The sequence below is a fragment of the Agromyces litoreus genome (genome assembly GCF_040496015.1).
In the GTDB taxonomy this organism is placed as follows: Bacteria; Actinomycetota; Actinomycetes; order Actinomycetales; family Microbacteriaceae; genus Agromyces; species Agromyces litoreus.
In genome coordinates this window covers 97,881-110,925 of record NZ_JBEPKA010000002.1, presented here as the reverse complement: position 1 = coordinate 110,925, position 13,045 = coordinate 97,881, and the positions used below count along the sequence as shown (strand labels likewise).

General features: G+C 72.0%; 12 protein-coding genes and 1 tRNA gene. 4 read left to right on the top strand and 9 right to left on the bottom strand.

Features of this window, described 5'->3' with window-relative positions; genetic code table 11:
• Positions 1-7: 7 nt before the first annotated feature.
• Positions 8-274: a GlsB/YeaQ/YmgE family stress response membrane protein gene (locus tag ABME01_RS02080; RefSeq protein WP_353826703.1), complete on the bottom strand. Its 267-nt coding sequence runs from the start codon at positions 272-274 to the stop codon at positions 8-10.
• A gap of 150 nt (positions 275-424) precedes the next feature.
• Here ABME01_RS02080 and ABME01_RS02075 point away from each other — a divergent pair, with 150 nt between their 5' ends.
• Complete coding sequence (locus tag ABME01_RS02075) at positions 425-1,504, top strand: DNA polymerase IV (protein WP_353826702.1); 1,080 nt, start codon at positions 425-427, stop codon at positions 1,502-1,504.
• Here ABME01_RS02075 and ABME01_RS02070 read toward each other — a convergent pair whose 3' ends face one another.
• Both ABME01_RS02070 and ABME01_RS02065 read right to left on the bottom strand, forming a co-directional pair.
• Positions 1,505-4,138 (bottom strand): cation-translocating P-type ATPase, encoded by a 2,634-nt coding sequence (locus ABME01_RS02070; RefSeq protein WP_353826701.1) that lies wholly within the window; start codon positions 4,136-4,138, stop codon positions 1,505-1,507.
• A gap of 114 nt (positions 4,139-4,252) precedes the next feature.
• Positions 4,253-4,342: transfer RNA gene (locus tag ABME01_RS02065), tRNA-Ser, on the bottom strand.
• Between the two features lie 138 nt (positions 4,343-4,480).
• Here ABME01_RS02065 and ABME01_RS02060 point away from each other — a divergent pair.
• Both ABME01_RS02060 and radA read left to right on the top strand, forming a co-directional pair.
• Positions 4,481-5,353, top strand: a complete 873-nt coding sequence (locus ABME01_RS02060; protein WP_353826700.1) for an SGNH/GDSL hydrolase family protein — start codon at positions 4,481-4,483, stop codon at positions 5,351-5,353.
• A gap of 65 nt (positions 5,354-5,418) precedes the next feature.
• Positions 5,419-6,783 (top strand): DNA repair protein RadA, encoded by a 1,365-nt coding sequence (gene radA / locus ABME01_RS02055; protein WP_353826699.1) that lies wholly within the window; start codon positions 5,419-5,421, stop codon positions 6,781-6,783.
• Between the two features lie 45 nt (positions 6,784-6,828).
• On the opposite strand, the gene ABME01_RS02050 is transcribed toward radA, so the two are convergent.
• The 5 genes from ABME01_RS02050 to ABME01_RS02030 form a co-directional block, all read right to left on the bottom strand.
• Complete coding sequence (locus tag ABME01_RS02050; RefSeq protein WP_353826698.1) at positions 6,829-7,239, bottom strand: dehydrogenase; 411 nt, start codon at positions 7,237-7,239, stop codon at positions 6,829-6,831.
• A gap of 77 nt (positions 7,240-7,316) precedes the next feature.
• Complete coding sequence (locus ABME01_RS02045; RefSeq protein WP_353826697.1) at positions 7,317-7,829, bottom strand: hypothetical protein; 513 nt, start codon at positions 7,827-7,829, stop codon at positions 7,317-7,319.
• Between the two features lie 20 nt (positions 7,830-7,849).
• On the bottom strand, positions 7,850-8,506 hold the full coding sequence (locus ABME01_RS02040) for a hypothetical protein (protein WP_353826696.1): 657 nt from the start codon (positions 8,504-8,506) through the stop codon (positions 7,850-7,852).
• A gap of 74 nt (positions 8,507-8,580) precedes the next feature.
• Positions 8,581-9,090, bottom strand: coding sequence for an amino-acid N-acetyltransferase (locus ABME01_RS02035; protein WP_353826695.1), 510 nt, complete (start codon positions 9,088-9,090; stop codon positions 8,581-8,583).
• A gap of 87 nt (positions 9,091-9,177) precedes the next feature.
• On the bottom strand, positions 9,178-11,700 hold the full coding sequence (locus tag ABME01_RS02030; protein WP_353826694.1) for an ATP-dependent Clp protease ATP-binding subunit: 2,523 nt from the start codon (positions 11,698-11,700) through the stop codon (positions 9,178-9,180).
• Between the two features lie 222 nt (positions 11,701-11,922).
• Here ABME01_RS02030 and ABME01_RS02025 point away from each other — a divergent pair, with 222 nt between their 5' ends.
• On the top strand, positions 11,923-12,441 hold the full coding sequence (locus ABME01_RS02025) for a glycine cleavage system transcriptional repressor (protein WP_353826693.1): 519 nt from the start codon (positions 11,923-11,925) through the stop codon (positions 12,439-12,441).
• A 48-nt stretch (positions 12,442-12,489) separates the two neighbouring features.
• Here ABME01_RS02025 and ABME01_RS02020 read toward each other — a convergent pair whose 3' ends face one another.
• Entirely contained in the window at positions 12,490-13,011 is a 522-nt protein-coding gene (locus tag ABME01_RS02020) for a hypothetical protein (RefSeq protein ID WP_353826692.1), read from the bottom strand.
• Between the last annotated feature and the right edge of the window lie 34 nt (positions 13,012-13,045).

Genomic DNA, 13,045 nt, shown 5'->3' with positions numbered 1-13,045 from the left:
TGTGCGATCAGGCAGTCTTGCGGCGGTTCACGATGAGACCGTAGATCAGCAGCACGATGATCGAGCCGCCGATGGCGAGCAGCCAGGTGCTCAGGTCCCAGAACTCCTCGAGGCCGACCCCGAAGAGCACGCTGCCGAGCCAGCCGCCGAGCAGGGCGCCGACGACGCCGAGCAGCAGCGTCACCAACCATCCACCGCCCTGCTTGCCCGGCAGAATCAGCTTCGCGATCGCACCGGCGATGAGGCCGAGGATGAGGAAAGCAAGGAAACCCATCGAAACTCCTTTCGGTTGACGCCTACTGTGCTCCTCCAGCGGCCTCCGGTGCAAGAGGTTGCGCCAGCGAGCCGCGAGACGGTATCGCACACGCGGATAACAACGGTCCTCGCGGTTGCGGACCGCACCGCGGGCGCGGATTCTGGGGCGATGGAGGCCCGGAGGCGCGACTGGGTGCTGCACGTGGACCTCGACCAGTTCATCGCCGCGGTCGAGGTGCTCCGCAGGCCCGAGCTCGCCGGCGTGCCGGTGATCGTGGGCGGGCGCGGGGACCCGACCGAGCGCGCCGTCGTCTCGACCGCCTCGTACGAGGCGCGCGAGTTCGGCGTCGGCTCGGGCATGCCCCTGCGGATCGCCGCGCGCAAGGCGCCGGACGCCGTGATCCTCCCCGTCGACGCCGAGGCGTACACCGCCGCCTCGCGCGAGGTGATGGCCGCCCTGCGCGCGTTCCCCGGCGCCGTCGTCCAGGTCCTCGGCTGGGACGAGGCGTTCATGGGGGTGGGCACCGACGACCCCGAGTCGGTCGCGCGCGCCGTGCAGCGCGCCGTCCTGGACGGCACGCGCCTGCACTGCAGCGTCGGGATCGGCGACACGCTCGTGCGCGCGAAGATCGCGACGGGATTCGCCAAGCCGCAGGGCGTGTTCCGGCTCACGGCCGGGAACTGGATGGACGTCATGGGCGACCGGCCGACCACCGACCTCTGGGGCGTCGGCGGCAAGGTCGGGCGACGACTGGCCGCACGCGGCATCCGCACCGTGCGCCGGCTCGCGGAGGCCGATCCGGCCGTGCTCGCCGCCGAATTCGGCCCACGCATGGGTCCCTGGTACGGCGAACTCGGCCGCGGCGAGGGCTCGCGGGTCGTCGACGACACCCCGTGGGTCGCACGGGGCCACAGCCGCGAGACGACGTTCCAGCGCGACCTGGCCGAGCCGGCCGAGGTCGACGCGGCGCTCGCCGAGCTCACCGACCGGGTGCTCGCCGACGTCGCCGCCGAGGGACGCCCGGTCGTGGGGCTGACGCTGAAGGTGCGCTACGCGCCGTTCACGACGAAGACGTTCAGCCATCGCATCGCGCCGACGGCCGAGCGCGAGGTGATCCTCGCCGAGGTGCTGGCACTCGCGGCCAAGCGGGATGCGAGCCGCGCCATCCGGCTCCTCGGCCTCAGGGCGGAGATGACGCCGCCCGACGACGCCCGTGGACCCCGCACGCCCACGCGCGGCGGATGGTGATCACGCCGCGGCGCGGACGGACGCCCGCCCACGTCGCCGGCGCAGCCACTTGTCGGCCTCGGCCACCACGAGCACCGTCGATCCGACGAGGAGCGCGACGACCCATTCGGTGAGCGTGAGGGACACGAACCCGAGGAGCTCCTGACCGATCGGCACCGACACCGCGACGGCCTGCAGCACGACGGCCAGGACCGCGGCCCCCAGCAGGAGCGGGTTCGCCCACGGGCGGAGCGCGAAGACCGATCGGCGCTCCGAGCGCGCCGTCCCCGCCTGGAAGAAGTTGAGGAACGCGAACACGGTCATGGCGAGGGTGCGCGCGTGCTCGAGGCTCCGCCCGGAGTCGAGCGCGAGGTGGAACATCACGAGCACGCAGATCCCCATCCACGCCCCGGTGACGGCGATCCGCACGAGGACGTCCCTCGAAAGCAGCCCGGCGTCGCGCCGCCGCGGCGCGGCCTCGAGCTCGTCGCCCTCGCCCGGCTCGAACGCCAGCGCGATGTCCTGCAGGCCGTTCAGCACGAGGTTGAACCACAGCACCTGCACCGGGAGGAAGAGCAGGGGCGTGTCGGTGAACAGGTTGAGCATCACGGCCAGCGGCGCGGCGACCGAGTTCGCGAGCAGGAAGAACGCGACCTTGCGGATGGCGCCGAAGGTCACCCGACCCTGCTCGACGGCGTCGACGATCGTCACGAAGTCGTCGTCGGTGAGCACGATGTCCGCGGACTCCCGCGCCACGTCGGTGCCCGAGCGGCCCATCGCCACCCCCAGCGAGGCCACCCGCAGCGCGGGGGCGTCGTTGACGCCGTCACCGGTGACCGCCACCGTCTCGCCGTGCTCCTGCAGCACCGAGACGATCCGGAGCTTGTCCTGCGGCGCGGCGCGGGCGATGACGGCGGTCTGGCGCAGCCGCGCCGCGGCTTCGGCATCGCTGATCTCGTGCAGTTCGGCGCCGGTGAGCGGCGGTCCCGACGACGGGATGCCGACGCGCCGTGCGATCGCGGTGGCCGTGCGCGGATGGTCGCCCGTGACCATCTTCACCGCGATCCCCGCCTCGCGGCAGCGGCGGATCGCCTCGGCGACACCGGCCCGGGGCGGGTCGAGGAGGCCGACGAGGCCGAGCAGCGTGAGCCCGCGCAGCCCGTCGGGCGCGGCGGTCGCGGGCTCGTCCGGACGGAGCACGCGCGACGCGGTCGCGATCACGCGGAGGCCGCGATCCGCCATCTCGTGCTCGGCGCGCTCGACGGCCGCCCGATCGAGCGGCACGACGACGCCGTCCGGGCCGAGCATCGTGACGGCGGCCTCGAGCACGGCGCTCGGCGCCCCCTTGACGGAATGCACGCGCGACCCGTCCCCGACGCCGTGGATCGCCTGCGAGCTGCGCAGCTCGGGTTCGTACGGCACCTCCGCGAGCGGCCTGGCCCCGAGCTCCCGGACCCCGATCGCGTCGATCGCCGTCGCCGCGCGCGCGATCGCGACGTCGACGGCGTCGCCGGACAGCCCGCCGCCGGCGGGATCGACCCGCACCTCGTTCGCCCTGGCGCCTGCGGCGAGCGCGGCGCGCACGGACGGGTCCCGGTCCGCCGGCGGGTGCGATGCCCCGCCCGCCCACACCTCCTCGACGGTGAGGCGGTTCTCGGTGATCGTGCCGGTCTTGTCGGAGGCGATCACGGTGGTCGACCCGAGCGTCTCGACCGCGGGGAGGGAGCGGACGACGGCGTGGCGACGCGCCATCCTGGTCACCCCGATGCTCATCGCGACGGTCAGCGCGACCGGTAGCCCCTCCGGGATGGTGGCCACGGCGAGCGCGATCGCGGTGAGGAACGCGTCGCCCGCGGTCAGCCCCACGACCAGTCCCGCGAGGAGCACGAAGACGCCGATGAAGCCGACCGCCCACCCGATGCGGCGCTCGAGGCGCGCGACGATCGCCTCGAGGGGGGTCCGCGTCTCGACGCCGTGCACGAGCGCGTCGATCTCGCCGAGCTGCGTGTTCGCGCCGGTCGCGACCACGACGCCGGTCGCGCGGCCCGTGGTGACGAGCGTGCCGCCGAAGAGGAGGTCGCGATCGCCCGCCTCGCGGCCGACCGCCTTCGACACGGCGATCGACTCGCCCGTGAGCATCGACTCGTCGACGCGCAGGCCCCGGGCGGCCACGAGCCGCAGGTCGGCCGGCACGCGATCGCCGCTCTCGAGGAGCACCACGTCGTCGGGCACGAGCCCTTCGGCATCGATCTCGGTCACGGCGCCGTCGCGCCGCACCCGGCACCGCGGCGCGGTCAGCGAGCGCAGCGCCGCCACCTCGTGCGCGGCGCGCCGCTCCTGCCAGAACCCGATCGCGGCGTTGACGACGAGCACGAGCAGGATGGACACGGTGTCGACCCAGCGCTGCAGCACCGCCGTGACGACGGCGGAGAGCAGCAGCAGGAAGATGAGCGGGCTGACGAACTGCCGGAGGAGGATGCGCCACCAGCTCGCCGGGCGCGCGGCTCCGAGCACGTTCGGACCGTACTCCTCGCGCCGGCGCTCGACCTCGAGACCGCTGAGGCCGCGGCCGGCGTCGTCGCCGGGCCCCTCGGGTCGGGGCGCGCCGGGCGACGGGCTGCCTGCGGCATCCGGCCGCCGGGGCTCGTCGGTCATGCCTCCAGCCGAACACGGCGCCGCGGCGTCGGGCGGGGCCCAACGTCCCGGTCGCGCGTACAGGTCTCCGGAGACGACGACAGCCCCGGATCGATCGATCCGGGGCTCTCGCACTGGCGGTACCGGTGGGATTTGAACCCACGGTGGGCTTTCACCCACACAACTTTTCGAGAGTTGCACCTTAGGCCGCTCGGACACGGTACCGGGATCGATGATAGCCGGATCGTCGCGAGGTGCCAAAACGAGCGGATGCCGCGGCCGGCACCTGCTCGGATCGACGTCGTGCACGGCACGCCGCGTCCGATTCAGCACTCGTGCAGGCGCCGGCCATAGCGTCGGCGGATGGCCGACGAACGCCCGATCGCCGCCCGGCTCGCCGCCGTGCTCACCCCCCTCGCCCTGCTCACCGCCGGCGTGCTCGCCCTCCGCGCCGCCTGGCGATCGTTCCGCGCGCAGATCGCATCGAACAGCGCCATCCTCAACGAGACGCTCCCGGTGCACTCGGCGTGGTGGCGCGACCACGCGAAGGTGCCCGGCGAGGTGCTCTACGTGGCGCTCGGCGACAGTGCGGCGCAGGGCATCGGCGCGAGCCGGCCCGACCACAGCTACGTCGGCGTGCTCGCGCGCGACATCCGTGCCACGACGGCGCGCAGCGTGCGGGTCGTGAACCTCAGCGTGTCGGGTGCGACCGTCGAGCTCGCCGTGCGCGACCAGCTGCCGAAGCTCGCGAAGTTCCGCCCCGACGTGATGACGGTGGCGATCGGCGCGAACGACATCGCGAAGTGGGACGAGGCCGGGTTCGAGCGCGGCATCCGGGAGATCTTCGCGACGCTGCCGCCGCACGCCCTCGTGGCGAACCTGCCGTTCTTCTACTTCCCGTGGCACGAGCGGAAGGTGCTCGTCGCGAACCGCATCATCCGCGAGGTCGCCGAGGAGCACGGTCTGACCGTGGTGCCGCTGCACCACGAGACGCGCTACCAGAGCGTTCGGCGCATGTTCACCCACTTCGCCATGGACTGGTTCCATCCGAACGACCACGGGTACGGCGTCTGGGCCGATGCATTCCGCCCCTCGCTCATCGCCTCGCTGGTGGCCCGGTTCCCCGCGCAGACGGACCTTCCGCCTGCGCCCTCGGTGGACGCCGTGACGGAGGCCGTGACGGATCCCGGGACGAATGCAGCGACGGATGCCGTGACCGCGGCGCGCACGACGTGAGCACGGTCCGCGGGCGCGCCGCGGTGCCGGCCGCGGATGTCGGCGGCCGCGAATAGCCTCGCAGCATGCCGAGACCCACCACCGCCTTCCGTTGCACCGAATGCGGATGGAGCACCGTGAAGTGGGTCGGCCGGTGCGCCGAGTGCCAGCAGTGGGGCACCGTGGTCGAGGCCGGCACCGAGACCGGGATCGTGCGGAGCCTCCAGCCGGTCGCGCCGTCGGCCGGGCGGGCCGCACGACCGATCCGCGAGGTCGAGGCCGAATCCACGGCGCACCGTCCGAGCGGGGTCGGCGAGTTCGATCGCGTGCTCGGCGGCGGCGTCGTGGCGGGGGCCGCCATCCTGCTCTCCGGCGAGCCGGGCGTCGGCAAGTCCACCCTGCTGCTCGAGGTCGCTGCGCGCGTCGCCGCGACGGGCCGCCGCGTGCTCTACGTGAGCGCCGAGGAGTCGACCGCCCAGGTCCGGCTGCGTGCGGGTCGAACGGGCGCCCTGCACGACGAGCTCTACCTCGCCTCCGAGACCGACCTCGCGACGATCCTCGGCCAGATCGACCAGGTCGCCCCCGAGCTGCTCATCGTCGACTCGGTCCAGACCGTCTCCAGCGCCCTCTCCGACGGCCTTCCGGGGCAGCCGAGCCAGGTGCGCGAGGTGGCCTCCACGCTCATCCGCGTCGCGAAGGAACGGCAGCTGCCGGTGCTGCTCGTCGGCCACGTCACGAAGGACGGCACGATCGCCGGCCCGCGCCTGCTCGAGCACCTCGTCGACGTCGTCTGCCAGTTCGAGGGTGATCGCCAGACCGCGCTGCGGTTCGTGCGAGCCCTGAAGAACCGCTTCGGCCCGACCGACGAGGTGGGCTGCTTCGAGATGACCGGCGATGGCATCGCCGAGGTGCCCGATCCCTCCGGGCTCTTCCTCAGCCGATCGCGCAACGCGGTGAGCGGCACGTGCGTGACCGTCGCGCTCGAGGGGCGGCGGGCGCTGCCCGTCGAGGTCCAGGCGCTCGTCGTCGGCACGAAGGCGCCGCAGCCGCGACGGGTGGTCAACGGCGTCGATCCGTCACGCGTGGCCATGATCATCGCGGTGCTCGAGCGTCGGGCGGGCCTGCGCCAGCTCGGCGAGCACGATGTCTACGTCTCGACCGTCGGCGGCGTGCGCCTCGTCGAGCCGGCCGCCGACCTCGCGATCGCGATCGCGATCGCGAGCGCCATGCGCGATCGCGCCGTGCCGCACGACCTGGCCGCGGTCGGCGAGATCAGCCTCGCCGGCGAGGTGCGACCGGTCGCGTCCGCGCGGCAGCGCGCCTCGGAGGCGAGCCGGCTCGGCTACCGGGCCCTGCTCGACGACGAGCTCGGCAGCGTGCGCGCGGCCGTGGAGCGCGCGATGATGGCGTCCGACACGAGTCGCGAGCGCGAGCTCGACGCGGCGTTCTGACGGCGCGTCGGGTCACTCGCGGCGAGAACCCTCGGAGCCGCCGGCTCAGATCTCGAGGGCCTTGAGCAGCTCGCTCGGCGAGGCCTGCATCGGATGCGGGCCCGCGATATCGAGGAACACGGTCGTGATCGTCGACTCGTACCTGGCGAGGAAGCCCTTCAGCCACGCTGGGCTCTGCAGGCCCACGGCCGGCGGCAGGTTCTCGGGCTTGTGCTTCGCATCGCTGAACAGCAGCAGCGCGACCTCACCGGTGCTCGGGTCGCGATACGTCCACACCTCGCCCCCGTCGAGGGGCCGGTCGCGCGGGCCGGGCTTGATGAGGGGCACCACGGTGTTGCCGTTGCGGAGTGCGAGCGCGACGGCGGCCATGTCCTGGCGCTCGAGCGCCTCCGCGAGGGCCTGCGAGCGGAACTCCACCGGCGCGGCGGGCTTCTTCGAACGCTTCGATCCGGGCATCCCACCAGCGTAGCGACCGATGTCGTGGTCGCATGGCCGAGAGGGGATGCGCCCGTGCGGATCGACCGCTCGCAGGCTCACTCCCCCGTGCGGGAGACCTCCTTCCCAGGGGCCGTCGATCCTGTCACGGCCGACGACGCCGCGTGCGATTCGAGCTCCTCCGCCGGTGCGACGATGTCCGAGAAGAAGACCGTCGTCATGAACACTCCCACAGCTCCCACCACGACCGTCGCGGGCAGGGCGACCCATGCCCATGGCCCGCCCCAGGCGCTGAGCGTCCAGGCGATCATCCCCCAGACGACTGCAGCCAGGACGCAGAACGCGATGATGGCGAGCGCCAGGTCCATCCACTTGATCCGACGCGGGCGCGCCGATTCGCGGCGACGGAGCTTCACGGCCTGAGCCGCGACGAGGGCGTCGAGTTCCGATCGCGCGGTGGTCCCCTCCGGCGCCTCCTTCAGCGCGGCCGAACTGTGTCGGAGTCGGCGGTAGATGGCCGGATCACGGTCCTTCGAAGCGATCGCCGTCAGGAGCGTCAGCGTGGGAACGGCCAACGCGAGGACGATCGGCTGCCAGATCTCCGGCTCCATCTCGCTGACTCCAGACGACCTCAGTAGAGCAGGAACTGCTTCGTCTGGACCGAGTCGAATCCGTCGACACTCACATCGAGGTGGTAGGACGCACCGCTGGCCGGCACGGCCGACCGTTCACCGCCGCACGTCTCGGAGCTGGAGCGCGTGCGGTCCCAGGTGATGGGCTCGCTCGAGGAGACCGGGTCGCCCGGCGCGATCGTGACCTGCGCGCCGACGGGGTCGACCTGGCAGTCGGTCGAGGTCCAGTAGGTGTCGTTCCCGCTCGTGATGGTGAAGACCTGCGCGGCCGTGCCGACATCGATCGTGCAGGCGTTCGACCCGGTGTTGGTGATCGTCACCGACAGCTTCGGCCGCTCGTCGGCGGCGTACACCGTCGCATCCGTCATCGCCTCGACCGTGATCTGGTCGGCCCGGCAGGGATCGCCGTCGGCCGCCGGCTCGGCCGGTTCCGCGGTCTCGGGATCGTCGGTCGCCGGCGCGTCCGTGGCGGCCGCTGAGGCGGGCGGGGTCGCGCTCGGCGTCGTCGCCGGCTCTTCGCCCTGACTGGCGCCCGGACGGACGATGACGAGGACGATCGCGACGATCACGGCGAACAGGCCCAGGAGGACCATGAGCCGTCGCCTCCGGTACACGGAGGCGGGGAGGCGCCCGGGTGCGGGACGATCAGTGGACATGGCCACAGGCTACGGCGAGCGGACGACAGTCCCCGGATGGCGCCGCGGCGCGCCCCCAGGCTCGTGAGGAACGCTCAGAGGATCTTCAGCATGCGGGTGTTGCCGAGCGTGTTCTGCTTCACCCGGGCGAGGTCGAGGAACTCCGCGACGCCCTCGTCGTGCGAGCGCACGAGCTCGGCGTACACCTCCGGGGCGACCGTCTCGCCGCCCATGTCCTCGAATCCGTGCCGCCCGAAGAACCCGACCTCGAACGTGAGGCAGAACAGCCGACTGAGGCCGAGCTCGCGCGCGTCCGCCTCGAGCGCGTCGAGGAGCGAATGCCCCACGCCGTGCCCGAGCCAGGCGTCGCTCACCGCGAGGGTGCGGACCTCGCCGAGGTCCTCCCACATCACGTGCAGGGCGCCGCAGCCGACGAGCTCGCCGTCGGGCCGTTCCGCGACCCGGAACTCCTGCAGGGCGCCGTACAGGTCCACCCGCTCCTTCCCGAGCAGGATGCGACGGCTGACGAGCGGCTCCACGAGTTCGACGATCTTCGGCACGTCGGGGGTCCGCGCTCGGCGCACGGTGAACGGGGGCTGCGTCATCCGCTCATCGTATGCGCCTCGCTCCGCGTGCGGAGACGACGACGGGGGCGGATGCCGTGGCATCCGCCCCCGTCGGGTGGGTCGTCGTTACTGGCCGGCCGCGAGGTCCGGCGTCGCGGGGCCCGTGCCGAGCGCCGCGCCCGTGTTCACGCCGACGCCCACGGGGAGCGCCCGCTGGGTGGTCGTGAAGACGAACTCGCCGTCCTTGAAGTCGACGTGCACGTGGTCGCCCGAGTTGAGCTCGCCGTGCAGGATCTTCTCCGAGAGCCGGTCCTCGACCTCGTGCTGCACCGCGCGACGGAGCGGGCGGGCACCGAGCGTCGGATCGAACCCGACCTCGATCAGCCGTTCCTTGGCCGCGAGCGTGAGCTCCACGGTCATGTCGCGGTCGAGCATCCGCTCGCCGAGGCGCTTGATGAAGAGGTCGACGATCTGCAGCAGCTCCTCCTTTGTGAGCTGCGGGAACACGATGATCTCGTCCACGCGGTTGAGGAACTCGGGCTTGAAGTGCTTCTTCAGCTCCTCGTTCACCTTCGCGCGCATGAGGTCGTAGCCCGTGCGGGAGTCGCCCTCGATCTGGAAGCCGACCGGGCCGCCCGAGATGTCCTTCGTGCCGAGGTTCGTCGTCATGATGATGACGGTGTTCTTGAAGTCCACGACCCGGCCCTGGCCGTCGGTGAGGCGACCCTCCTCCAGGATCTGCAGGAGCGAGTTGAAGATGTCGGGGTGGGCCTTCTCGATCTCGTCGAACAGCACGACCGAGAACGGCTTGCGACGCACCTTCTCGGTGAGCTGACCGCCCTCCTCGAAGCCGACGAAGCCGGGAGGGGCGCCGAAGAGGCGCGAGACCGTGTGCTTCTCGCCGTACTCCGACATGTCGAGCGAGATCATCGCCGACTCGTCGTCGAAGAGGAACTCGGCGAGCGCCTTGGCCAGCTCGGTCTTGCCGACGCCGGTGGGGCCGGCGAAGATGAACGACCCCGAGGGACGCTTCGGGTCCTTCAGGCCCGCACGCGTGCGGCGGATCGTCTTCGAGAGGGCGGCGATCGCCTCCTCCTGGCCGATGACGCGCTCGTGCAGCGCCTTCTCCATGAAGACCAGGCGCGAGCTCTCCTCCTCGGTGAGCTTGAAGACGGGGATGCCGGTGGCCTGCGCGAGCACCTCGGCGATCAGGCCCTCGTCGACGACCGCGGTCGTCTTGACCTCGCCCGACTTCCACTGCTTCTCGAGCCGCAGCCGCTCGCCGAGCAGGTTCTTCTCCTCGTCGCGCAGCGACGCGGCCTTCTCGAAGTCCTGCTCCTCGATCGCGGTCTCCTTGGCGCCGCGCACGGTCGCGATCTTCTCGTCGAACTCGCGCAGCTCGGGCGGCGACGACAGGATCGACAGGCGCAGGCGCGCGCCGGCCTCGTCGATCAGGTCGATGGCCTTGTCCGGGAGGAACCGGTCGCTGATGTAGCGGTCGGCGAGGTTCGCGGCCGCGACGATCGCGCCATCGGTGATCGAGACCTTGTGGTGCGCCTCGTAGCGGTCGCGGAGGCCCTTGAGGATGTTGATCGCGTGCGGCAGCGACGGCTCGGCCACCTGGATCGGCTGGAAGCGGCGCTCGAGCGCGGCGTCCTTCTCGAAGTGCTTGCGGTACTCGTCGAGCGTGGTCGCGCCGATGGTCTGGAGCTCGCCGCGCGCGAGCAGCGGCTTCAGGATGGACGCGGCGTCGATGGCGCCCTCGGCGGCGCCCGCACCGACGAGGGTGTGGATCTCGTCGATGAAGACGATGATGTCGCCGCGCGTGCGGATCTCCTTGGTGACCTTCTTGAGGCGCTCCTCGAAGTCGCCGCGGTAGCGCGAGCCGGCGATGAGCGAGCCGAGGTCGAGCGAGTAGAGCTGCTTGTCCTTCAGCGTCTCGGGGACCTCGCCCTTGACGATCGCCTGCGCGAGGCCCTCGACGACGGCCGTCTTGCCGACGCCGGGCTCGCCGATGAGCACGGGGTTGTTCTTGGAGCGGCGCGAGAGGATCTGCATGACCCGCTCGATCTCCTTCTCGCGGCCGATGACCGGGTCGAGCTTCGACTCGCGCGCGGCCTGCGTGAGGTTGCGGCCGAACTGGTCGAGGATCTGCGAGCCGCCCTGCGGCTGCTGCTGCTCGTTCGCGCCGACCTGGACCTGCTCCTTGCCCTGGTAGCCGGAGAGGAGCTGGATGACCTGCTGGCGCACGCGGTTGAGGTCGGCGCCGAGCTTCACGAGCACCTGGGCGGCGACGCCCTCGCCCTCGCGGATGAGGCCGAGGAGGATGTGCTCGGTGCCGATGTAGTTGTGGCCGAGCTGGAGCGCCTCGCGGAGCGACAGCTCGAGCACCTTCTTGGCGCGCGGGGTGAACGGGATGTGCCCGGTCGGCTGCTGCTGGCCCTGCCCGATGATGTCCTGCACCTGCTCGCGAACGGCATCGAGGGAGATCCCCAGCGACTCGAGCGCCTTCGCGGCCACGCCCTCACCCTCGTGGATGAGGCCGAGCAGGATGTGCTCGGTGCCGATGTAGTTGTGATTCAGCATCTTGGCCTCTTCCTGGGCCAGGACGACGACACGACGGGCTCGGTCGGTGAATCTCTCGAACATCTCAACTCCTCACCGACGCCGGGTAGGGGCGTCGATACATCCACGGTAACGACCGCGGCTGCGCGACGGGTCGCTGTTCGCCATGGGCGCACGGGCCGTGACCCCGCCGTGACCCGGCGGCCGGTCGTGACCCCGCCGACGCCGGTGCCGGTGCCGCGGCGAGTGCGGCGGCCGGATGCCGCGGACTCGACCGCGCCCGAGCGCCCGTGGTTGGATGCACGCATGTCCAGACTCGTGCTGACCGTCATCGGAGACGACCGCGCCGGCCTCGTCGAGCGGCTCGCGGAGGTGATCGGCGAGCACGGCGGCAACTGGGAGCGCAGCCAGATGGCCGAGCTCGCCGGGCAGTTCGCCGGCATCGTCGTCGTCGAGGTGCCCGCGGAGCGCGAAGGCGCCCTGCGCGCGGCCCTGCACGAGCTCGACGGCCTGCTCGAGGTCGCGGCGCATCCCGGTACCGCGGCGGCCGAGGTGCCCGACGAGTGGACGCTCCTGCGGATCGACCTGCTGGGCAACGACCACCCCGGGATCGTGCGCGACGTCTCGGCGGTGCTCGCGCGCCACGGGCTCAGCATCGAGACGATCACGACCGGACAGCGCGATGCGCCGATGGCGGGCGGGCGCCTGTTCGAGGCGCACCTCGTGGTGCGCGTGCCCCCGGGCGGGGATCCCGTCGACGTGCGCGAGGACCTCGAGCGCGTCGCGAGCGAGCTCTTCGTCGACCTCACGCTCGACCGGGAGTGACCGCGGCCGCGCCCCCTCGCACAGCGGCGACCGCGTCGGCCCTGCGGCCTACTTGATCGGCACCGTCACGACCGCGTCGCCGACCGTGACCTGCAGCGGCTCGGTGGTGGTCACGTCGACGGGCGTCCAGAACACGGTGGTGTGCGGCACGTAGTCGGCCGTGCAGGGGCGCGGCTCGGCATCCTCCTCGGGCAGCGCCGCCTCGACCGCGTTGCCCTCGCCGGCCTCGGCGGTCACCGTCAGCCCGGTCAGCACGATCGGGCAGGTGGACGACCCCCACACCGTGATCGCGAGGCGGCCGCCGTCGTCCAGGTACTGCACGTACGGTTCGTCGCCGGTCGGCTCGGGCACCTCGACCGCGTCGTCCTCGTCGGTCTCCTCCTCGGTGCCGCCGCCGAGGTCCGTCTCCTCGCCGCCGGCCTCGGTGGCTTCGTCCTCGACGGGCAGGCCGGGGAAGTCCTCGACCGCACCGGAGCCGGGGTTGCAGGCGGTCAGCAGCAGTGCCGACGCGATCGCGGCACCGGCGAGCAGGAGGCGGCGGACGCTGCGGGCATCGCTGTGCGAGGTCATGCGCGTCATGCTGCCACGCGGCGACTCGCGCCGG

Bases quoted from the DNA above. Each gene is read 5' to 3' on its own strand.
- ABME01_RS02045 (WP_353826697.1), bottom strand. From the start codon at position 7,829: ATGGAGCCGGAGATCTGGCAGCCGATCGTCCTCGCGTTGGCCGTTCCC.
- ABME01_RS02060 (WP_353826700.1), top strand. From the start codon at position 4,481: ATGGCCGACGAACGCCCGATCGCCGCCCGGCTCGCCGCCGTGCTCACC.
- ABME01_RS02070 (WP_353826701.1), bottom strand. From the start codon at position 4,138: ATGACCGACGAGCCCCGGCGGCCGGATGCCGCAGGCAGCCCGTCGCCC.
- ABME01_RS02020 (WP_353826692.1), bottom strand. From the start codon at position 13,011: ATGACCTCGCACAGCGATGCCCGCAGCGTCCGCCGCCTCCTGCTCGCC.
- ABME01_RS02040 (WP_353826696.1), bottom strand. From the start codon at position 8,506: ATGTCCACTGATCGTCCCGCACCCGGGCGCCTCCCCGCCTCCGTGTAC.
- ABME01_RS02030 (WP_353826694.1), bottom strand. From the start codon at position 11,700: ATGTTCGAGAGATTCACCGACCGAGCCCGTCGTGTCGTCGTCCTGGCC.
- ABME01_RS02080 (WP_353826703.1), bottom strand. From the start codon at position 274: ATGGGTTTCCTTGCTTTCCTCATCCTCGGCCTCATCGCCGGTGCGATC.
- ABME01_RS02075 (WP_353826702.1), top strand. From the start codon at position 425: ATGGAGGCCCGGAGGCGCGACTGGGTGCTGCACGTGGACCTCGACCAG.
- ABME01_RS02050 (WP_353826698.1), bottom strand. From the start codon at position 7,239: ATGCCCGGATCGAAGCGTTCGAAGAAGCCCGCCGCGCCGGTGGAGTTC.
- ABME01_RS02025 (WP_353826693.1), top strand. From the start codon at position 11,923: ATGTCCAGACTCGTGCTGACCGTCATCGGAGACGACCGCGCCGGCCTC.
- ABME01_RS02035 (WP_353826695.1), bottom strand. From the start codon at position 9,090: ATGACGCAGCCCCCGTTCACCGTGCGCCGAGCGCGGACCCCCGACGTG.
- radA (WP_353826699.1), top strand. From the start codon at position 5,419: ATGCCGAGACCCACCACCGCCTTCCGTTGCACCGAATGCGGATGGAGC.